The organism is Staphylococcus sp. FW104-15G4D (assembly GCF_058790135.1).
On record NZ_JBYTCH010000001.1, the window covers coordinates 1097315 to 1118115 of the forward strand.

Below are 20801 nucleotides of genomic sequence, written 5' to 3' on the forward strand. Positions count from 1 at the left end.
TATAAAAAAAGTGGAACTCCTTTTAAAGAGTCCCACTTTTAATTAAAACTGACCTCATATTATGAAGGGTCAACTTGTTTGATGGCTGGTTTCTCGAAAGTCATTTCCGTACCATGACCATTTACTGTAATGACAACTGTTGTTTCATCAACAGATTTAACAGTACCTTTAATACCGCCTATTGTAGTAACCTTTTGTCCTGATTCTACACGGCTAATCATTTCACGATGCTCTTTAGCACGTTTTTGTTGTGGTCTGATTAAAAAGAACCACATTAATACCAATAATAAAATTGGTAAAATCAATGATGTGAATTGGCCCATTGTTAAATTCTCCTTTTAAAAGTTCTTAGGGTTCTCTACATTTAATCCATACTGTTCAAAGAACGCATCTTTAAAGTCTAAAAGACGGTCTTCTCGAATGGCTTGTCTTATATCTTCCATTAATTTTAGCAGAAAATGTAAATTATGAATAGTAGTAAGACGGATACCAAAAGTTTCTTCCGCTTTGATTAAATGTCTAATATATGCTCTTGAATAATTACGACAAGTATAACAGTCACAATTATCATCTAATGGTCCAAGGTCATCTGCATATTTTGCATTTTTTATAACTACACGACCTTTTGAAGTCATACATGTACCATTTCGAGCGATTCTAGTAGGAAGCACGCAATCAAACATATCCATGCCTCTGATGCTACACTCTATTAATGCATCAGGTGAGCCTACCCCCATAAGATATCTAGGTTTATCTTTCGGCATAAATTGTTCGGTATGTTCAACCATGTCATACATAACTGGCTTCGGTTCTCCCACAGACAGACCTCCGATAGCATAACCAGGAAAATCAAGGTCAACAAGCTCTTTCGCACTTTGCTCACGTAAATCTTTGTATTCTCCACCTTGAATAATACCGAACAATGCTTGATCTTCGGGACGTTGATGCGCTTTTAAACATCTTTCTGCCCAGCGTGTGGTTCTTTCAATTGAGTTTTTAACATAATCGTATTCAGATGGCATGGGCGGACATTCATCAAACGCCATCATGATATCTGAACCTAAATCATTTTGTATTTGCATAGACTTTTCAGGGCTAAGGAAAAGTTTAGAACCATTAGTATGATGTCTAAATTCAACGCCCTCTTCAGTTATTTTACGCAAATTACTCAAACTGAAAACTTGAAATCCACCAGAGTCTGTTAAAATCGGACCATCCCAATTCATGAATTGATGTAGGCCCCCAGCATGCTTGATGATATCATTTCCAGGTTGTAGCCACAAATGATATGTGTTGCCCAAAATGATTTTTGCTTCAATATCTTTAAGTTCTTCAGGGCTCATCGTTTTAACTGTAGCTTTTGTTCCCACAGGCATAAACATCGGTGTCTCAAATGAACCATGTGGTGTATGTACAATACCTAATCTTGCCCCTGATTGTTTACATGTTTTAATATGCTCATAAGTTACCGCAGGCATACGTTAAACCTCACATTCTTCTTTAAATAATTAACATTGCATCTCCAAAACTGAAGAATCTGTACTCCATTTCTACCGCTTTATGATATGCATTTAAAATGTTTTCTCTAGTACTAAATGCTGAAACTAGCATTACTAATGTAGATTTAGGTAAATGAAAATTAGTAATTAATCCATCTATTGCTTTATATTCAAATCCAGGATAAATAAATATATCCGTCCAGCCACTTTTTTCAACAAATTGCTCGTGGTCTCTTCTAATAGTTTCTAAAGTACGTGTAGATGTTGTTCCCACCGAAATTATTCTTTTACCTTTGGCCTTTGTTTGATTAAGTAAATCAGCAGTTTCTTGAGTCATTTGATAATATTCGCTATGCATTTCGTGATCATCAATGTTATCAACGCTAACTGGTCTGAACGTGCCTAACCCTACATGCAATGTTATAAAAGCGATATTGACCCCTTTTTGCTTAATTTGATTTAATAAATCATCCGTAAAATGTAACCCTGCAGTTGGAGCTGCAGCAGAACCACTTTCTTTAGCGTATACAGTTTGATACCTATCTGGATCATCAAGACGTTCTTTAATGTATGGAGGTAAAGGCATCTCACCAAGCTCATCAAGGCGTTCTTGTAAAATACCATCATAGTGTAGACGCATAATACGTCCACCTTGTTCTAATTCTTTAATACATTCAGCAACAATTTTTCCGTCGCCAAATGATAAGCGATTACCCACCTTGATTCTTTTAGCAGGTTTTAGCAATACTTCCCAATCGTTTCCCTCAATTTGAGTAAGCATAAGCATTTCTACTTTAGCGCCAGTTTCCTCTTTTAAGCCAAATAGTCTTGCGGGCATCACTCGCGTATCATTTAAAACCAGTGTATCTCCAGGATTTAAATAATCAATGACATCTTTAAAATGGAGGTGAGTCATTTTACCAGTCTCTCTTTGAAGCACAAGCAAACGACTTTGGTCTCTATTTTTTAAAGGTGTTTGAGCTATTAAAGATTCTGGCAAATGATAGTCAAATTCTTCAATATTCAACTTACTCCCTCTTTTCATTCGTATTATTAAAATGCTCGTAAGCGAAAGGCGTCGCTTTTCGTCCACGTGGTGTTCGCTCTAAAAAGCCTTTTTGTATTAAAAATGGTTCATAAACATCTTCAATAGTAATGCGCTCTTCACCTATAGATACAGCAATTGTATCTAAACCAACAGGGCCACCATTATATTGATTGATAATACAGTTCATCATTTTATGATCTATATAATCTAAACCTTCTTTATCAACTTGAAGTAATTGTAATGCTCTTTTTGTTGTTTCAATATAAATTTGATCATCTTCATTGACTTGCTGAAAGTCTCTAACACGTTTCAATAAACGATTTGCTACTCTTGGTGTACCACGAGAACGTCGAGCTAATTCTAAAGCACTCTCTTCATCAATACCAGTACCAAGTACATCTGCAGTTCGAGTAATTATTTCTTTAAGATCATTTTCATTATAATACTCAAGTCTCAAGTGCACCCCAAATCTATCTCTTAACGGTCCTGTTAAACTACCTGCTCTGGTTGTAGCACCGACTAATGTAAATGGTGGTAAATCTATTCTAATACTACGTGCCTCGTCACCTTTACCAATAATAATATCTAAAAAGAAATCCTCCATTGCTGGATAGAGTACCTCTTCAACGACACTACTTAATCTATGAATTTCATCTATAAAGAGCACATCACCTGGCTGTAGTCCTGATAGAATTGCAGCTAAATCTCCAGGTCTTTCTAATGAAGGACCTGAGATTGTACGTATATTAACTTCCATTTCATTAGCTATAATATTTGAAAGTGTTGTTTTACCTAATCCTGGTGGCCCGAATAAAAGCACATGATCGAGAGGTTCTTCTCTTAAATTAGCAGCTTTAATAAACACTTCTAAATTACTTTTAATAGAGGTTTGACCAATATATTGTTTGAGTTTAGTAGGTCTCAATGATAATTCGAAATCCGAATCTTCATTATGAAATTGTTGATCGACCATTCTTTTATCCATATTCGTGCCTCCATAAGATACATACTCTATTTATTAAGAAACTAACGTTTGTAAGCCTAATTTTACAGCTTCGTCTACACTAGATACACTTTGCTTGTTTAACACTTTTTCAACCTTAGAAAGTTCACGTTTTGAGTATCCTAATGCTTCTAATGCTAACATAGCTTCTTTAACAACTTGACTTTGTTCATTATTATTAACATCGACTTGAAGCAATGATTCTGAATCTTCCTCAGTAATGGTGACTTTACCTTTTAAATCTAATACGATTTGTCTGGCCGTTTTTTTACCAATGCCAGGGAACTGAGTTAGATAAGCATCATTTTCATTTTCAATTGCTCTTTTCACTTCATTTGGAGAACTAGCTGCTAAAATAGCTAAAGCTGACTTGGGACCAATTCCCGTAACTTTAATTAAACTATGAAACATATCTTTCTCTTCTTCACTAATGAATCCATACAACAATTGTGCATCTTCTCTAACAATCAAAGAAGTGAAAATTTGTACATCTTGATTTAAATATTTTTGAAAACGATAAGAATTAGGTGTTTGAATTTCATAACCTATTCCTGAAGTTTCAACCACTACATGAGTTGGAAATAATTGCGTTAATGTCCCTTTTACATAAGCATACATGTTGGCCCTCCCTTTACATACTCATACTAATTAACTCAACTTTTGAAACATGCTCTATTTCTCTAAGTGTATTGACTACATCATCAATTGAGAGATAGGATGATTGAGCGTTAAGTGATAAAGTAATCGTAGCTTTATCTTCCATAGGTACACTTTGATGTATCGTTAATACAGATAATTGAAGTCTTGAAATTGTATTTAATACTTGTGCTAACATTCCTACGATATCATTAACATATAAAATGAGTGTAAACTCCCTATGATCTAGCATCTTTTCATCTACAGGAAATATAGTTTCCCTATATTTATAAAAGGCGCTACGGGATAAGTTGAACTGTTTAACTGCATCATAAATGGACAATTCAGGATTGTTTTTTAAAGCATCTTTAACTTTCAAAGTTTTAACAACAGATTCAGGTAATACATCTTCTCTAATTAAATAAAACTTTCTATAGTCTTTATTGTCCATAGTCTACACTCCTATTCGACAAATTCAAATTCTCCACCTAGAATTCTAACGATATCTCCATTACTACATCCTCTTTCTCTTAACGCATCATCAATACCCATTGAACGCATTTGTCTTGCGAATCGACGAACGGCAGGATCACTATTGAAATCAGTCATTTTGAACATTCTTTCAATTGCATTACCACTTACTACATAAGCACCATCGTCGTCTCTTGTAATTGTAAATGCATCTTGGGAAGGCGTGTGTTTATATAAAACACGATTGACGCCTATATTTTCATCTTCTTCAACTGAGAAGTCAACATCTTTAACTTCTTCTAGTTTATCAGCAATGAGATACAACAATTGATCTATGTTATCTCGTGTGATAGTTGATACCGGAACAATTGTAATATCTTCGCCAACTTCTTCTTTAAAAAGTTCTAAATTATCTTTAGCGTCAGGAATGTCCATTTTATTAGCCACTACAATCTGTGGGCGATCTTCAAGTCGTTGCTTATAATTAACAAGTTCTTGATTGATGATTTTATAGTCTTCAATAGGATCTCTTCCTTCAGAACCACTCATATCTATCATGTGAACAATCACTTTAGTTCGTTCTACATGTCTTAAAAATTGATGACCTAGACCAACGCCATCTGAAGCACCTTCTATAAGACCAGGTAAATCAGCCATAACAAAACTTCTACTGTCTGGCGTAGAAACTACACCTAAGTTTGGCTTAATCGTAGTAAAATGATAAGCTCCAATTTTAGGTTTTGCTTTTGAAACAATAGATAGTAACGTAGATTTACCAACACTAGGGAAACCAACTAAACCGACATCCGCTAATAATTTAAGTTCTAAGGTTACATCTAGTTCCTCACCGGGCTCACCATTTTCGCTGAAATCAGGTGCTGGATTACGTGGAGTAGCAAAACGTGAGTTACCACGACCACCACGGCCCCCTCGTGCAACGATAGCTCTTTGACCGTCTTCAACTAAGTCGGCTAAAACCTCTTCAGTTTCTACACTTTTAATAATTGTACCTGGGGGTACTTTTAATACTAAATCTTCAGCATTTTTACCATGCATATTGCTACTTTGCCCATTTTCACCTTGTTTAGCTTTAAAGTGTCTTTGATATCTAAAGTCTAAAAGTGTTCTTAAACCTTCATCTACTTCAAATACAACTGAGGCACCTTTACCACCGTCACCTCCAGCTGGTCCACCAAAAGGTACATATTTTTCTCTTCGATAAGCAGTGATTCCGTTACCTCCATCACCTGCTTTGAGAGATATTTTGACTTGATCGACAAACATATATCTCACCTCTTTTACTCTGAATTTTTCATCCTTATAATTATATCATTATCCCTATTTATAGAAAAATTTTTAATGTGTATATCAATTTAAACAAAAATAAAACACCAGAAGCATTCACTTCTGGTGTTAACTAGACAAAATTATTCAGCAACTGCGTATACAGAAACTTGTTTTTTGTCGCGACCTTTGCGTTCAAATTTAACAACGCCGTCGATTTTAGCGAATAATGTATCATCGCCACCACGACCTACATTTTCACCAGGGTAGATTTTAGTACCACGTTGGCGATAAAGAATTGAACCACCTGATACATATTGACCGTCAGCACGTTTAGCACCTAAACGTTTAGATTCAGAGTCACGTCCGTTTTTAGTAGAACTTACCCCTTTTTTAGATGCGAAGAATTGTAAGTTTAATTTTAACATCGGGATACACCTCACTTATAATTTAATCTGATATTCTCATTATATTCTTCTTCAATTGTTTGTAAAGAAACTAACATCGCTTGAAGAATTAATTGTGCTTCTTTGTTATTAGTATCAACACTTCTTATATGAAAATGACCACCATCATCATCGTAATCGATGTCAGGCTTTTCTGATGTCAATCCCATAATTGCGTTCACACTACCAAATAAAACTGCTGAGGCACCAGCACAGACAATGTCATGACCATATTCACCATGATTCGCATGACCATCCATGATCACATCTGTGACTTTGCCTTCATCATCAACTGTAATATCAACAGTAATCATAAAATTATGCGTTAATTTTATCGATAGTTAATTTAGTAAATGGTTGACGATGGCCTTTTTTACGTTTTGAGTCTTTACGACGTCTGTAAGTGAATACAGTGATTTTTTTGCCGCGTCCTTGTTTGTTAACAGTAGCAGTAACTGAGGCACCTTCAACAGTTGGCGCACCAACTTTGACTGAATCTCCACCTACAAATAATACTTTATCAAAAGTGAATGAGTCACCTTCATTTACGTCTAATTTTTCAACGAAGATTTCTTGACCTTCTTCTACTTTGATTTGTTTTCCACCTGTTTCAATAATAGCAAACATACTTTGCACCTCCTATATAATAAGTCACGCCATATACAGGTGACACCTTCATGAGCTATACAATGAAGCTAGCTTGAATAGACAAACAAGATAATATATTTGCCTTCGTACTTAAACCTGTATTTGAGCGGTTGTATGTAGCCTGAAACTACTCAACTACTGCATCTTACCATCACTAAGCTTTACTGTCAATTGCGTTTTGCATTTTTCGCGTAAATTTTATGATGATAGGATATAAAATTAATAATAAGATAAAATTAATTATAAACGTTGGGATTAATCTGAATAAAATAAAATCAATAAAATCAAATTGAATAAAACCAATTACTGCATATATGGCTGCTACATAAATTTCAAGTATCACTGTACTTAACAACACGATGCTAAATAGCATTGTATGGTCTCGATAAAACACTTTAAAGAATTTATCTACAATCACAACTAATATAATGTAACCAAACATATATAAACCGTATATACTTCCAAAATATAAATCTGTAACTATCCCGAAAAAGATAGCAAGCACAATTGATACACCAAAACCTCTATATACAGTCATTATCAATATGTACATTAAAGTTAAATGAGGAACAAAGATAATGTCGATTTTACCGAAATGCAATGGAATAACTAATCCTATAGCCGTATCTATATAAAATAAAAGTACTCCAATTAGTAAATAATAAAGCGTTCGCATTAGTTATCCCTGCTTTCATCATCGGGAATCGTGCTCACATCACGTTTTGCAACATATACATGATTTAAGTCAGCTAAATCAGCACCAGTCTTAACTCTTACCTCTTTGGCAAGTCCGTATTGATCATTTTCAACATCTGTAACTTCACCTATGTAAAGATCACTTGGTAACTGGTCAGCTAAGCCACTGGTTACTACCTTATCTCCTTTTTTCACACTATCTTTGTTGTTAATATCACTAATCACTAATTCTTCGTTTTTAGCATCATAATGATCAATCAAACCAAAAACATTTTTAGAACCGTGTTGTACGTTAACTGAAAGTTTACCTGCTCTCGTATGAGTGGAAATCAAATCGACTTGAGCAGAAAATTGATTTACCTTTGTGACTCTACCAACTAAACCTTCAGAAGTCATAACCGCCATATTATTTTTAATGCCAGATTTAGAACCCTTGTCTATCACAATTGTATTCATCCACTGATCTGGGTTTCTAGCAATCACTGTTGTTGAAATAGGCTCATATTTTGATAAATCTTTAACGTCTAATTCTTTTTTAAACTTTTTATTTTCAGTTTCTAACTTTTGATTCTTTGCCTCAAGTTGTTTAATTTTATTTTTATCTTCTTTCGATCCACCATTATTGAAAATATTTCCAATAGCTCCAGTTACAAAATGAATAGGATAACTCACAACTCTTTGTCCTAAAGAAACTGAGTCTCCTACATATTGTTCAGGAGGTGATTGGTTTTGGGAACGAATGGATAAACCAATTAACGCTATAAAAACGATAATTGCACATAAAACAACAATGAGCTTGTTATTTTTGAAAAAATTAAGCACCCAGAACACCTCTATAAGACTAAATTTATTATCCTTTTATATTTTATATTACTCACTACATGAAATAAAGCACTAACTAATCTAAAAGGTAAATTTTATAATAAGTAATGTTAAACTTTTTAAAAACATTATGCCTAAATACATAAAAAAACTACTAACCTTATCGTTAGTAGTTTAATAAAATATGACTTTAAATTTATTTAGTTTCATCTTCGCTATCATTTTTATCTTTCTTTTCGTCTTCGCTATATAGTGTTTCTTCTTTTCTCCAACGAGCAAAAAGATTTTGTGCTTTTGCTTGTTCGTTAGCTTGTTTTTCTTTTGATTGTTCAGCCATTAGAAATCACACCAACCTTTAATGTATTTATCTATATATAAAGGTTAACTTATTTAAAAATACATTTCAAATTCATAGTTTACAGTTTTTACTTAAAAGCTTCTGATGGTTTTAACTCTATATGTTGTCCTAATTTATTTAGATCCTGTTGCATTTCAAACTCTGTGTTATATACTCTTATAGAATCTGAACCAAATTTATATATTATGAATTCGTCCCCTCTTTGGCCTGCTAAGTATTTATTATTATAGCCCATTCTACCTATACCAGATACTGACATAAATTCTTTCTTATCAATCATATTAAATACATTTTTAATTTGACTAGAAGGGACATTATTGATGATGTCGTTTTCTTTTAATGAATAACTTTTGCCGTTTTTTGGCTGAGCAGGTAGTCTGTTATTTGCCGGAGTATCATGCATATTTTGTTGAATATAATTAGTACTTTCATGTAAAGGATTCCATTCTTGATCTCTAAGGAAAGGGGCATACTTCAATGCTATATAAATAATAGCAATAATAGCTAGCACAGCAATAATATTCTTAACTATACTAAATATAAATCTCATATTCGCCCTCCTTATCATATTTAATTAAGTATATGTTAAATGTTTTTAGTTTACATCAGACTATAGGTGTAGAAATATTATATCTGTAGACGGATGCTAACATTCATTAAATGAATTATAATAAGCAATATAACATGCATACGTGATGAGGAGGGACAGCGTTTGATAAGTATCTTAACTATTATTTTGATAGTATTATTAGTCGTACTTCTCTTTAGAGTTGGTCTATCTATACTACGTTTCTTAATATCTGCAGGGATTGTTTTACTATGTATTTATTTGGCGTATCAAGGAGTAATTTGGCTATTAGATAACTATCAAAACTTGATATCTTATGTTAATTAATTTAAGAGTTAGCTATACATTGTGAGTGAAATTTTCAAAACCTCTTCAATGTTTTTTAGCTAACTTTTTATTATTTTTTAATTAATTTAGTTAACCAATTTATTAATATATAACTCCCCACTAGAAGTAATCCCCACAATACACCTGTTATTATAGCTCCAATGATTATAAAAATTAATTCATTCAATTGCTTTGTTACTATACTACCTAACAAAGATGCTGTAACTATACCTATAATCGATAAAATAATCGTTATGAAACCACGTCTAATAGTCATTATATTATCTAGGATATTAAGCCTTATTACGTAAATCACTGGCATGATTATACCTAAAATTAGAAATAAACTCATATAAAATATCTCCTTATTTTTTAATAAGAAAATTATACACTATGTGACTGATATAAACTAATTGATTTCAATGCTCCTCAAAATAGCCTGCTTCAACCAAACTTGTAAATTGATTATCTCCAATGATGATGTGATCAAGTACATCAATTCCTAAAATAGCACCACACTCTTTTAAACGTAAAGTCGTAGTAATGTCTTCTCTAGAGGGTGTTACATCACCTGAAGGATGGTTGTGAACAATAATGATAGCATTAGAGGATTCTCTAATTGCAATATTAAATACCTCACGTGGATGAATAATCGAACTATTAAGTGTTCCTTTAAAGATCCAAGATTGTTTTATAACGATATTTTTTGAATTAAGTAATAATACTACAAAATGTTCCTGATCTAAATCTTTCATAGAAGACATCATCAAATCAGCCACGTCACTCGGATGAGTAATTTTAACTTTATCTATCGTGCTTGATGCATTTAGCCTTTCTCCTAACTCAAAAGCTGCTTGCAATATAATTGCTTTATACAATCCAATTCCTTTTACTTTTAGTAAATCATTGATAGATAATTTTTTTAAATCTCTAATAGAATGATGACTTTTTATAAGTTCATTAGCAATATCTATGCTAGAGAAGCCTTTTCTACCAGTATTAATAAGTATTGCCAGCAATTCCACATTTGATAAGCTTTTTGCACCGTAATTCATAAGACGCTCTCTAGGTTTCTCGGAAATTGCCATTTCATTTATTTTCAATAATATGTTCCTCCTAATACAATATTTAAATCATTATAGAAAAGCGAAGTGAAAATGAAAGAGAGGAAGACAAAAGGAATTAATGGAATATATTTTAAATCTTTATTAATCAAAAGTTTTATAAAAATGGATATAAAACCGCCAAAAATAAAAGTAAACATACATAAATAAATAAGAAAATTTAAAGGTAAGAATAAAGACAGCATGTTAAAAATTACGATATCTCCGTAACCTATATATTTGCGTAGAATTAGATATAGCAATTGCGAAATTAAAAAAGTAATTATAAAAGTATGAAGATATAAATGTGAACAAAAGGAGGCTACTATAACATAGATTAAGGACAATCTTATGTCGATCGATAGATTGTTAATATCGTATATAGAGAAACTGAGTAAAAAAAGAAAAGTTAATAAGAAATGAGAGAAATTGATATTACCATGTGAAAAGTAATACAAAAATATTGGTATAAGCGCTAAAACTTCCCCTATCAAATAATATATTTGTAATTTCTTGTGACAACAGCGAGCGCGCCCTTTGAGTAATATGTAGCTCATAATCGGTAATAAGTCATAAGGCTTAACATTTTGATTACAATGATCACAAACGGATCTTGAAAGGAAATAATTAAATTTTAATGTACCCTTGTGACTAAATTGGTATAAAAAACTAAATATCACACTACATGAATAAGCCAGTAAAGCCATGTATCATCCTCCTTTAAAATAATTATAAGTAATTTCTTTTGAATGTAAATAGTTGCATAATTAGAGGAATTTTATCATTGGAGTACTTATTTATTGGCTATGTTTAATTTCCATATTTTAATGGCTTTCATATAAAAAAGAGTAAAACAAGTTAGTATAACTACTCATTTTACTCTTTCTTAATTTAGTTAAATTTAATTTTTGCTTTTATTTCGCTTATAAAATACAAACTACCCGTGATGATTAAACCTTCACCAGTGTAATTTTCAATAAACTGTACATAATCTTCTACAAGTTCTACATTATCTAAATTAGTTTCATCAGCAATTTCTTCTTTAGTTAAAGCTTTAGGAAAATCGAAATCCGCTAAATAAAACTGCGAGGCAATTTCACTTAAATTATGAATCATCGAATTAATTGGTTTGCCTTTAATTGCTGAGAAGAGTACATCAATTTTATCTCTACCATAGTAATGTTTAATAGTATCGATTAAAGCTTCTACACTTTCATTATTATGTGCACCATCGATAACCATAAGCGGCTGTTCTTTCACTTGTTCAATACGTCCAGTCCAATTTACAGATTCAATACCATCAATCATCTTATTAAAATCTAAATCAATAATATCCGCTTCATTAAGTTCAATAAGCGCCGTAATTGCTAAGGAAGCATTTTCTTTCTGATGTTCACCCATCATATTTAAAATGATAGTTTCTAGTTCATAATCTTTATATCGGTAAGTAAACTCATCATCTTGTGAAATGATTGTTACTTCTCTATCTAACTCAATTGGTTTAGCGTTTTGTTCTAAAGCATAGTCTCTCACATACTTAAGAGCTTCATCGTTTTTCACAGCATAGATAACTGGTGTATATGGTTTAATTATTGCTGATTTGTCTTTTGCTATATCTAGATAAGTTGACCCAAGAATATCAGTATGATCCAATCCAATACTAGTTAAAATTGATAAAATTGGTTTAAATACATTTGTTGAATCGTGTTTAATTCCTAAACCAGCTTCTATGATAACGAAATCAACTGGATGGATTTCACCGAAGTAAAGGAACATCATAGTAGTAATAATTTCGAACTCTGTTGCTCCACCAAGTTCTGTTTCATTTTCTAAAGCTTCACTAACTGGCTTAACACGCTCAACTAAATCTACAATTTCATCATTAGTAATTGGTGTGCCATTTAAACTAATGCGTTCATTAAAACTTTCTATAAACGGAGATGTAAAGGTTCCGACATCATAACCATTTTCAACCAAAGCAGTTCTTAGATATGCTACCGTAGACCCTTTACCATTGGTGCCGCCAACATGTATACCTCTAATTTTATCTTGAGGATTATTAAATTGTTCTAACATCCATTCCATACGTTTGACACCTGGTTTAATACCAAATTTCGATCTTTCATGTATCCAATACAAGCTGTCTAGGTAATTCATGATCATACTCCTATGCTTTTAATTGTTCGATTCGTGATTTAACACCATTATACTTCTCTTGATAATGTTGTTGTTTTTCTTTTTCTTCATTAATTATTTTCTCAGGTGCTTTATTTACAAAGTTTTCGTTTGATAATTTTTTGTCTACTCTATCTAATTCACTTTTAAGTTTATCTAGTTCTTTTTCTAAGCGAGCGATTTCTTTATCCATATCAATAAGTCCTTCAAGCGGTAACACAACTTTACCCGCTACAACTACTGATGTCATAGCTTTTTCAGGAATTTCAACTTCTGTATCAATAGTGAGTTCGCTTGGGTTACAGAATTTGTTTAAATAACTCGCATTATCTTTCAATGTTTGCTTAACGTTATCATCTTTAGTTTGAATTAAAATTGGTATTGATTTAGAAAGTGGCGTATTCACTTCAACTCTTGATTGACGAACAGATTTAATGATTTCAACAAGTTGCTGCATTGTTTGCTTACTTTCGTCAAACATATATTCAGAGTTAACAGTTGGCCAATCTGCGTTAACTATAGTTTCACCTTCATGAGGTAAACTTTGCCAGATTGTTTCTGTAACAAAAGGCATAAATGGATGTAACATCTTCATAATTTTATCAAGAACATAGCTTAACACTGAACGTGTAGTTTGTTTTTGAGCTTCATCATCACCATTCATTGGTATCTTACTCATTTCGATATACCAATCACAGAATTCGTCCCAAATAAAGTTATAAAGCGCACGCCCTACTTCACCAAACTCATATTTGTCACTTAAATCTGTTACGGTTTTAATTGTTTCATTTAGGCGAGTTAAAATCCATTTATCAGCCAGCGATAAGTTTCCAGATAAATTGATATCTTCTACTTTAAACTCTTCACCAATATTCATTAAACTAAAGCGCGCAGCGTTCCAAATTTTGTTTATAAAATTCCATACAGATTCAACTTTTTCAGTCGAATAGCGTAAGTCATGACCTGGTGATGAACCAGTAGCTAAGAAGTATCTCAAGCTATCTGCACCATATTCATCAATTACATCCATTGGGTCTACACCATTACCTAATGACTTACTCATTTTACGTCCATCTTCAGCTCTTACTAAACCGTGTAGTAAAACATCATTAAATGGTCTTCTATCTGTGAATTCTAATCCTTGGAATATCATTCTTGCTACCCAGAAGAAAATAATGTCATAACCTGTAACTAAAGCATTCGTTGGATAATAACGTTTAAAGTCTTCAGATTCAGTATCTGGCCAACCTAAAGTAGAAAATGGCCATAAAGCACTTGAGAACCAAGTATCTAATACATCTGCATCTTGCTCCCAATTGTCAATGTCATTTGGTGCTTCTTCCCCTACGTAGATTTCACCAGTTTCTTTATGATACCAAGCAGGAATCTGATGTCCCCACCATAATTGACGAGAAATAGTCCAATCTCTTATTTCTTCCATCCAACGATTAAATGTGTTTTCGAAACGACCTGGGAAGAAATCAATTCTGTCGTCTGTTTTTTGGTTATCTAGTGCTCTTTGAGCTAAAGGTTTCATTTTAACAAACCATTGTGTTGATAAATACGGTTCGACGATTGCACCTGTTCTTTCTGAGTGACCTACAGAATGCGTATGCTCTTCGATTTTAATAACTAAATCTTGATCTTTTAAATCTTGAACAAGTTGTTTACGACATTCGAAACGATCCATACCTTCATATTTACCAGATCTCTCATTCATTTTACCGTATTCATCCATTACGATGATATTTTCTAAATCATGTCTTTGCCCAATTTCAAAGTCGTTTGGATCATGCGCAGGTGTGACTTTCATTGCACCTGAACCAAATTCTATATCAACATATTCATCAGCTAAGATAGGCAATTCTCTACCAACAATTGGTAAAATTACTTTTTTACCAATAACATCTTTATAACGTTCATCGTTAGGGTTAACAACAATCGCTGTATCACCTAACATTGTCTCGGGACGGGTAGTCGCAATTTCAATATAACCTTCACCGTCTGCGTAAGGATATTTAAAGTGATAAAATGCACCTTGCACATCTTCATGAATAACTTCAATGTCAGATAAAGCCGTTCTAGCTTGAGGATCCCAGTTAATAATTCTTTCGCCTCTATAAATTATATCCTTGTTATATAAATCAACAAATACTTTTCTAACAGCTTTACTTAGACCTTCATCAAGAGTGAAACGCTCTCTACTATAATCCAATCCTAAGCCTAGTTTAGCCCATTGTTGTCTAATAAATGAAGCGTATTCCTCTTTCCAATCCCATGCTTGTTCTAGAAATTTTTCTCGACCTAATTCGTGTCTTGAAATACCTTGTTCATTTAATTTTGCTTCTACTTTCGCTTGTGTAGCTATCCCAGCATGATCCATACCTGGAAGATACAAAGTATCATATCCTTGCATTCTCTTCATACGAGTAATTATATCTTGTAACGTTGTGTCCCACGCATGTCCTAAATGTAATTTTCCCGTCACATTTGGCGGCGGAATAACAATAGTATATGTATCTTTCGATTTATCTTCTGATGGTTTAAAATAACCATTTTTTACCCATTCTTCATAACGACCAGCTTCTACTTCTCTTGGGTCGTATTTCGGTTTCATTTCCATGTAAAAACCTCCTAATAAAATAAAAAAACATCCACCCTAAAAATAGGACGGATGTTCCGTGGTACCACCTATATTCAAGAAAAATAAAGTCTTTTAACTTAAACATACTTTATTCTTCGAGCACTTAAGTATAAGATTAACGCTCTCACACGCTTTCACCTACTGAATATTTGTTCAGTGAAAGTTTCATTTTGGGCTACCTTCAATTAAAATCATCTACATATTCACACCAAACATATGCTCTCTTTGAAATGATTAGAATTTACTCTTCCCTATCATTATATTCATTTACTTATTTATAGTATAATGGATACATCAATAAGTCAATGTATTGGAGGTAAAATTTATGAATGAGTGCGCCTTTGGTACTAAAGATGAAACATATTTAGAATATCATGATTATTTTTGGGGTCAACCTTTATATGATAGTAAAGAACTTTTTAAGTTAATCGCCTTAGAATCCCAACATGCCGGTTTATCATGGCTTACCATCTTAAAGAAAAAAGAATCCTATGAAGAAGCATTCTATAATTTCGAACCAAAAAAGGTTGCCAAAATGTCTGATAAAGATATTGATCGCCTTATGGAATTTCCTAATATAGTTCATAATAGAAAAAAGTTAGAAGCTATTGTTAGCCAAGCACGAGGTTACTTACAAATTGAAAAAGATTATAAAAGTTTTAGTGATTTTCTTTGGTCATATGTTAATCATCAACCTATTAATATGGGTTATAAAAAACCCAGAGATCGTAAAACAGTAGATGATAGAGCTACACAACTTTCTAAAGATTTAAAAAAATATGGTTTTAAATTTTTAGGTCCTGTCACTGTATTTTCATTTCTTGAGGCTGCAGGATTATACGATTCACATCTTGAAGGATGCCCTGTTAAACCGAGCCATTCTTAGATAGAAATAAACGCATTTCCTATCAACTTAGGAAATGCGTTTTATTATTTATTTAACGAGATTTCGCTCTAAATTTTAAGAAGTAATTAATCACAGGTGCAACTAAGAAAAGAATGAAGAAAATTCTAAAGATGTGATAGCTTGAAATCATTGCTACATCAGCACCAGTAGCTATAGCTACTAAAACTATTTGACTCATACCTCCTGGGGCTGCACCTAAGAATAATTCATTAATTGAATTATGCGTGAAAAGATGTATGATAACCACCATTATAAAAGCCGAAATAATTAACATTATATTCTGAAAAGCTATTGCTACTGCGATACGACCTTTTAAATCATTAAGTAGATGAGCAATTTGAAGGCCTATACGTATCATATAAATCACTTGCGCAGATGCGAGTAACCAATTATCTAAAGTGAAATTTAAATTTGTAGTCATATTCCAAACAATTAAGACAAATATAGGAGCTAACAATTGTTTAGTAGGAAAGTTAATTTTCGCCATCAAGAAATAAACTATTGCTACAGCTAAAAATATTATGATTATTTGCCAAAAATCAAGAGCCTGTGTCAATGCTGGAGCTTTGCTTACATGTTCCCCAGTGGTATTATGGGAATCTTGGAAAAAATATGAAATCAACGGAACTAATATAACCACAAATATTATACGAGATGTTTGAGTTAAACTTACAACTAAAATATTAGCTTTCTTATCTTCCTCAGCCATAATTAACATTTGGCTTAATGCACCTGGAATTACACTTAAAATAGCTGTTTCCGAATTAACTTGAGCTATTTTCTTAAAGAAATAAGCTATTAATAATGCTAAGACTAATAAAAGTACAGTTACTATGATGATTGTTAACCAATCATTTTTTATATCACCGATCACTGTTTTCGTAAAAGTAGAACCAATTTGTACGCCAAGAAATATTAAACCAATTTGACTTAACCAAAAAGGCCATTTGATCTCCAATTTAAATGCTTTCACACAAATAACCGCTGCAATAATTGGTCCAAACATGAAAGGCAACAGTATGTGAGAAATCTTTAATATTAAACTTATTATTATAGCTAATGCTAAGACAATAAAGTTATTTCTCTGTATATTATTCATCTTATCTCACTACTTTCATAAAAGAACATTAACAAAACTTAGACTGGGATAATAGCTATCACCCCAGTCATTTATCTTTTTTATTTAGTTCAATTTATCATACAATACGGCCTAGTGCGTTATCAAATGCTTGAATTGTTTTTTCAATATCCTCTTTAGTATGAGCCATTGAAAGGAAAGTACCCTCGAATTGAGATGGCGGTAAGAATACACCTTCTTTTGCCATTTCTCTATACATATTACTAAATAGTTCTAAATCACTTTTATTTGCTTCATCAAAATTAGTAACAGGGCCCTCATTTAGGAAGTATCCTATCATTGAGCCTGCTCTATTTACAGTAATAGGTACATTATGTTTAGCGAACACATCTTTTAGACCTTTTTCAAGAATGTCCCCTAATTCATTAAAATATTCATAAGACTCAGGAGTTAGCTGACTTAATGTTTCATACCCACTCGTCATTGCTAAAGGATTTCCTGATAGAGTTCCAGCTTGATAAATATTTCCTACTGGAGCTATTTGATCCATAATTTCTTTTTTACCACCAAATGCACCAACTGGTAATCCGCCACCAATAACTTTTCCTAAACAAGTTAAGTCTGGAGTAACACCAAAGTAACCTTGAGCACAATTATATCCTACGCGGAAACCAGTCATTACTTCATCAAAAATAAGTAAAGAACCATATTCATTTGTAATGTCACGTAAACCTTGTAAGAATCCTTCTAAAGGCGGAACTACACCCATATTACCTGCTACTGGTTCAACAATTACACCAGCGATATCGTCACCATATTTTTCAAAAGCTAATTTTAATGATTCTAAATCATTATAAGGAACTGTTATTGTGTTTTTAGCAATTCCCTCTGGTACACCAGGAGAGTCCGGTAATCCTAATGTAGCTACGCCAGAACCAGCTTTAATTAATAAAGAATCACTATGACCATGATAGCAACCTTCAAACTTAATTATTTTACTACGACCTGTATACCCTCTAGCTAAACGTAGAGTATCAAGTGTAGCTTCAGTACCTGAAGACACCATTCTTACTTTTTCTATTGATGGCACTCTGTCAATCACGAGTTCTGCTAGTTTATTTTCTTGTAACGTTGAAGCACCAAAGCTTGTACCGTTATCAACTGCTTCATGAAGCTTTTCTATCACACGTTTATTTTTATGTCCTAAAATTAGTGGTCCCCAACTTAGTACATAATCAATGTATTCATTGCCATCTATATCATATATTTTAGAACCGTCTGCATGATCCATAAAAATAGCAGGTGTATCTACCGATTTAAATGCTCTGACAGGGCTATTAACACCTCCAGGCATTAAATTTTCAGCTGTTTCCATAGCTTTTATAGATTTTTCATAACCCATAAATAAAATCCTCCTTAGTAGTGATTCATTACTTATCTAAATAGCGACAAATATCCTTAGCAAAGTAAGTGATGATTAAATCCGCACCAGCACGTTTCATAGAAATCATTTGTTCCATCACAATTTTTTCTTCATCAATCCAACCATTGAGGGCCGCAGCTTTAGTCATGCTATATTCACCACTGACATTGTATGCAACAACAGGAACATTAGTATTATTTTTTACGTCTCTAACAATATCTAAGTAACTTAAAGCTGGCTTAACAATCATCATATCGCAACCTTCTTTAAGATCGCTTTCTAATTCTCTCAATGCTTCTAAACGATTTGCTGGATCCATTTGATAAGTTTTTCTGTCACCGAAAGATGGAGCTGAATCTGCTGCATCACGGAACGGACCGAAGAAACTAGACGCATATTTAATACCATAACTCATAATTGGAATATTTTCGTACCCAGCTTGATCTAAGCCTTTCCTAATTTCTGCAACGAAACCATCCATCATATTACTTGGAGCGATAATATCTGCGCCTGCTTCTACTTGTGATATAGCAGTTTTAACTAATAAAGGTAATGACTTATCATTGTCAACATCATGAGTATGATCATCAATAACGCCACAATGGCCGTGATCTGTATATTCACATAGACAAGTATCCGCAACAATTAACAAGTCATCATACATTTTTTTAGCAATACGCGTTGCTTCTTGTACAACACCGTTATGATCGTATGCACCTGAACCTACATCGTCTTTGTTATTAGGCACTCCAAAGAACATTATTGCTCTAATGCCTAAATCATAAGCATCTTTAATTTCTTCATGTAATAGATTTAAACTAATTTGATATACACCAGGTAGTGAATGAATTTCAGATTTAATGTCATCTTGTTCGACTACGAAAATAGGATAAATTAAATCCTCTTTTCTCACGTGTGTCTCTCTCACTAAATCTCGCATTGTATGAGAAGAACGTAGTCTTCTATGTCTATCAAATTTCATTATTCTCCCTACTTTCTAAAATTTTGGCTATTATTGATTCCGAAGTTTGTGAATCAGCAACTTGCACATTTTGATTATAATTTTTAAGAACTGTAGCTGTTTGCTTACCTATCGCATAGTAATGGTGAAACTCTGGAGTATCTCCATTTTCAAAATAATAACGAACTGCAGATGAGCTTGAGAAAGTTATAGCATCTAATTCATTATTTTTTACAAGTTGTTTAACCTCATTAATATTTTGATGGTGAGGTATAGGTTTATATAAATCAATCTTAATCACAACATTATTAATATTCAATTGATGTGCTAATTTTGGTCGTGCAAGCTGACTAGAAGGAAGTAAGATTCGCTGATTCATAGAATTAAACTCTTTAAGAAATCCTTCTTGAGAAAAATCACTTGGAATAAAATCAACATTTATATTTAAATCCTCACAGTATTGAGCCGTTTTCTCGCCGATAACTGCTACCTTCTTAACTTTAACGCTTTTTAAATACTCATAAAAGTATTTGACTGCATTTTTAGAAGAAAAAATAAGCCAGTCATAGTCATGATTAAGCAAATGCTCATTAAACGAAAGTTCTTGTATTTGAATCAATGGTTTATGAATAATATTGACTAAATTACTTTGAACTTTACTTGTTTGGGTCATAACTATAACTGGTTTCATCATTGAGTTCCAC

General features: G+C 32.8%; 25 protein-coding genes and 2 other annotated features. Of the genes, 2 read left to right on the top strand and 23 right to left on the bottom strand.

Annotated features, from left to right (window positions below):
• Nucleotides 1-59: 59 nt before the first annotated feature.
• The 14 genes from yajC to AC3WQX_RS05405 all read right to left on the bottom strand — a co-directional run bounded on the left by yajC (nucleotide 60) and on the right by AC3WQX_RS05405 (nucleotide 9461).
• Complete coding sequence (gene yajC, locus AC3WQX_RS05340) at nucleotides 60-323, bottom strand: preprotein translocase subunit YajC (RefSeq protein WP_002436110.1); 264 nt, start codon at nucleotides 321-323, stop codon at nucleotides 60-62.
• Between the two features lie 15 nt (nucleotides 324-338).
• Nucleotides 339-1478 (bottom strand): tRNA guanosine(34) transglycosylase Tgt, encoded by a 1140-nt coding sequence (tgt, locus tag AC3WQX_RS05345; RefSeq protein WP_002436105.1) that lies wholly within the window; start codon nucleotides 1476-1478, stop codon nucleotides 339-341.
• Between the two features lie 22 nt (nucleotides 1479-1500).
• On the bottom strand, nucleotides 1501-2526 hold the full coding sequence (gene queA / locus AC3WQX_RS05350; RefSeq protein ID WP_002436078.1) for a tRNA preQ1(34) S-adenosylmethionine ribosyltransferase-isomerase QueA: 1026 nt from the start codon (nucleotides 2524-2526) through the stop codon (nucleotides 1501-1503).
• Nucleotide 2527: 1 nt separating this feature from the next.
• The gene (ruvB, locus tag AC3WQX_RS05355; RefSeq protein ID WP_023350149.1) at nucleotides 2528-3532 is read right to left on the bottom strand and encodes a Holliday junction branch migration DNA helicase RuvB; all 1005 of its coding nucleotides are present in this window, start codon (nucleotides 3530-3532) and stop codon (nucleotides 2528-2530) included.
• A gap of 33 nt (nucleotides 3533-3565) precedes the next feature.
• The gene (gene ruvA / locus AC3WQX_RS05360; protein WP_002436096.1) at nucleotides 3566-4168 is read right to left on the bottom strand and encodes a Holliday junction branch migration protein RuvA; all 603 of its coding nucleotides are present in this window, start codon (nucleotides 4166-4168) and stop codon (nucleotides 3566-3568) included.
• A 13-nt stretch (nucleotides 4169-4181) separates the two neighbouring features.
• On the bottom strand, nucleotides 4182-4637 hold the full coding sequence (locus AC3WQX_RS05365) for an ACT domain-containing protein (protein ID WP_002436060.1): 456 nt from the start codon (nucleotides 4635-4637) through the stop codon (nucleotides 4182-4184).
• Nucleotides 4638-4648: 11 nt separating this feature from the next.
• Nucleotides 4649-5941 (bottom strand): GTPase ObgE, encoded by a 1293-nt coding sequence (gene obgE, locus AC3WQX_RS05370; RefSeq protein ID WP_023350148.1) that lies wholly within the window; start codon nucleotides 5939-5941, stop codon nucleotides 4649-4651.
• A gap of 143 nt (nucleotides 5942-6084) precedes the next feature.
• Complete coding sequence (gene rpmA, locus AC3WQX_RS05375) at nucleotides 6085-6369, bottom strand: 50S ribosomal protein L27 (RefSeq protein ID WP_001830822.1); 285 nt, start codon at nucleotides 6367-6369, stop codon at nucleotides 6085-6087.
• A gap of 11 nt (nucleotides 6370-6380) precedes the next feature.
• A complete protein-coding gene (locus tag AC3WQX_RS05380) occupies nucleotides 6381-6701 on the bottom strand; it encodes a ribosomal-processing cysteine protease Prp (protein ID WP_002436010.1) in 321 nt (106 codons plus the stop codon).
• Between the two features lie 4 nt (nucleotides 6702-6705).
• The gene (rplU, locus tag AC3WQX_RS05385; RefSeq protein WP_002436008.1) at nucleotides 6706-7014 is read right to left on the bottom strand and encodes a 50S ribosomal protein L21; all 309 of its coding nucleotides are present in this window, start codon (nucleotides 7012-7014) and stop codon (nucleotides 6706-6708) included.
• A gap of 12 nt (nucleotides 7015-7026) precedes the next feature.
• Nucleotides 7027-7157, bottom strand: a sequence feature (ribosomal protein L21 leader region).
• Between the two features lie 32 nt (nucleotides 7158-7189).
• Nucleotides 7190-7711, bottom strand: coding sequence for a rod shape-determining protein MreD (gene mreD, locus AC3WQX_RS05390; protein ID WP_023350147.1), 522 nt, complete (start codon nucleotides 7709-7711; stop codon nucleotides 7190-7192).
• Complete coding sequence (mreC, locus tag AC3WQX_RS05395) at nucleotides 7711-8553, bottom strand: rod shape-determining protein MreC (protein ID WP_030064686.1); 843 nt, start codon at nucleotides 8551-8553, stop codon at nucleotides 7711-7713. The genes mreD and mreC overlap by 1 nt, the downstream gene beginning before the upstream one ends.
• Before the next feature lie 196 nt (nucleotides 8554-8749).
• Complete coding sequence (locus AC3WQX_RS05400; protein ID WP_002436055.1) at nucleotides 8750-8890, bottom strand: hypothetical protein; 141 nt, start codon at nucleotides 8888-8890, stop codon at nucleotides 8750-8752.
• Nucleotides 8891-8978: 88 nt separating this feature from the next.
• Nucleotides 8979-9461, bottom strand: a complete 483-nt coding sequence (locus tag AC3WQX_RS05405) for a DUF4930 family protein (protein WP_023350145.1) — start codon at nucleotides 9459-9461, stop codon at nucleotides 8979-8981.
• A gap of 165 nt (nucleotides 9462-9626) precedes the next feature.
• Here AC3WQX_RS05405 and AC3WQX_RS05410 point away from each other — a divergent pair, with 165 nt between their 5' ends.
• Nucleotides 9627-9806, top strand: a complete 180-nt coding sequence (locus tag AC3WQX_RS05410; protein WP_037560643.1) for a hypothetical protein — start codon at nucleotides 9627-9629, stop codon at nucleotides 9804-9806.
• 70 nt (nucleotides 9807-9876) lie between these two features.
• Here AC3WQX_RS05410 and AC3WQX_RS05415 read toward each other — a convergent pair whose 3' ends face one another.
• The 5 genes from AC3WQX_RS05415 to AC3WQX_RS05435 all read right to left on the bottom strand — a co-directional run bounded on the left by AC3WQX_RS05415 (nucleotide 9877) and on the right by AC3WQX_RS05435 (nucleotide 15707).
• On the bottom strand, nucleotides 9877-10158 hold the full coding sequence (locus tag AC3WQX_RS05415) for a hypothetical protein (RefSeq protein ID WP_023350143.1): 282 nt from the start codon (nucleotides 10156-10158) through the stop codon (nucleotides 9877-9879).
• A gap of 67 nt (nucleotides 10159-10225) precedes the next feature.
• Complete coding sequence (gene radC / locus AC3WQX_RS05420) at nucleotides 10226-10909, bottom strand: RadC family protein (protein WP_023350142.1); 684 nt, start codon at nucleotides 10907-10909, stop codon at nucleotides 10226-10228.
• Entirely contained in the window at nucleotides 10906-11616 is a 711-nt protein-coding gene (locus tag AC3WQX_RS05425) for a prepilin peptidase (RefSeq protein WP_030061504.1), read from the bottom strand. Before AC3WQX_RS05425 ends, radC begins: the two co-directional genes overlap by 4 nt.
• Before the next feature lie 184 nt (nucleotides 11617-11800).
• Nucleotides 11801-13066, bottom strand: a complete 1266-nt coding sequence (locus AC3WQX_RS05430) for a bifunctional folylpolyglutamate synthase/dihydrofolate synthase (protein ID WP_030061502.1) — start codon at nucleotides 13064-13066, stop codon at nucleotides 11801-11803.
• A 10-nt stretch (nucleotides 13067-13076) separates the two neighbouring features.
• Nucleotides 13077-15707: a valine--tRNA ligase gene (locus tag AC3WQX_RS05435; RefSeq protein WP_023350139.1), complete on the bottom strand. Its 2631-nt coding sequence runs from the start codon at nucleotides 15705-15707 to the stop codon at nucleotides 13077-13079.
• A gap of 40 nt (nucleotides 15708-15747) precedes the next feature.
• Nucleotides 15748-15995 (bottom strand) — a binding site (T-box leader).
• A 58-nt stretch (nucleotides 15996-16053) separates the two neighbouring features.
• Between AC3WQX_RS05435 and AC3WQX_RS05440 the strand changes: the two genes are divergently transcribed.
• Complete coding sequence (locus AC3WQX_RS05440) at nucleotides 16054-16614, top strand: DNA-3-methyladenine glycosylase I (protein ID WP_023350138.1); 561 nt, start codon at nucleotides 16054-16056, stop codon at nucleotides 16612-16614.
• Between the two features lie 52 nt (nucleotides 16615-16666).
• Here the strand turns inward: AC3WQX_RS05440 and AC3WQX_RS05445 are convergent, their stop codons facing one another.
• The 4 genes from AC3WQX_RS05445 to AC3WQX_RS05460 form a co-directional block, all read right to left on the bottom strand.
• Nucleotides 16667-17734 carry an AbrB family transcriptional regulator gene (locus tag AC3WQX_RS05445; protein WP_023350137.1) on the bottom strand — a complete coding sequence of 356 codons (1068 nt, stop codon included), beginning with the start codon at nucleotides 17732-17734 and terminating at the stop codon, nucleotides 16667-16669.
• A 97-nt stretch (nucleotides 17735-17831) separates the two neighbouring features.
• On the bottom strand, nucleotides 17832-19115 hold the full coding sequence (gene hemL / locus AC3WQX_RS05450; protein WP_002435979.1) for a glutamate-1-semialdehyde 2,1-aminomutase: 1284 nt from the start codon (nucleotides 19113-19115) through the stop codon (nucleotides 17832-17834).
• Between the two features lie 28 nt (nucleotides 19116-19143).
• Complete coding sequence (gene hemB, locus AC3WQX_RS05455) at nucleotides 19144-20118, bottom strand: porphobilinogen synthase (protein WP_023350136.1); 975 nt, start codon at nucleotides 20116-20118, stop codon at nucleotides 19144-19146.
• The gene (locus tag AC3WQX_RS05460; protein ID WP_037560641.1) at nucleotides 20108-20788 is read right to left on the bottom strand and encodes a uroporphyrinogen-III synthase; all 681 of its coding nucleotides are present in this window, start codon (nucleotides 20786-20788) and stop codon (nucleotides 20108-20110) included. Before AC3WQX_RS05460 ends, hemB begins: the two co-directional genes overlap by 11 nt.
• Nucleotides 20789-20801: the final 13 nt, after the last annotated feature.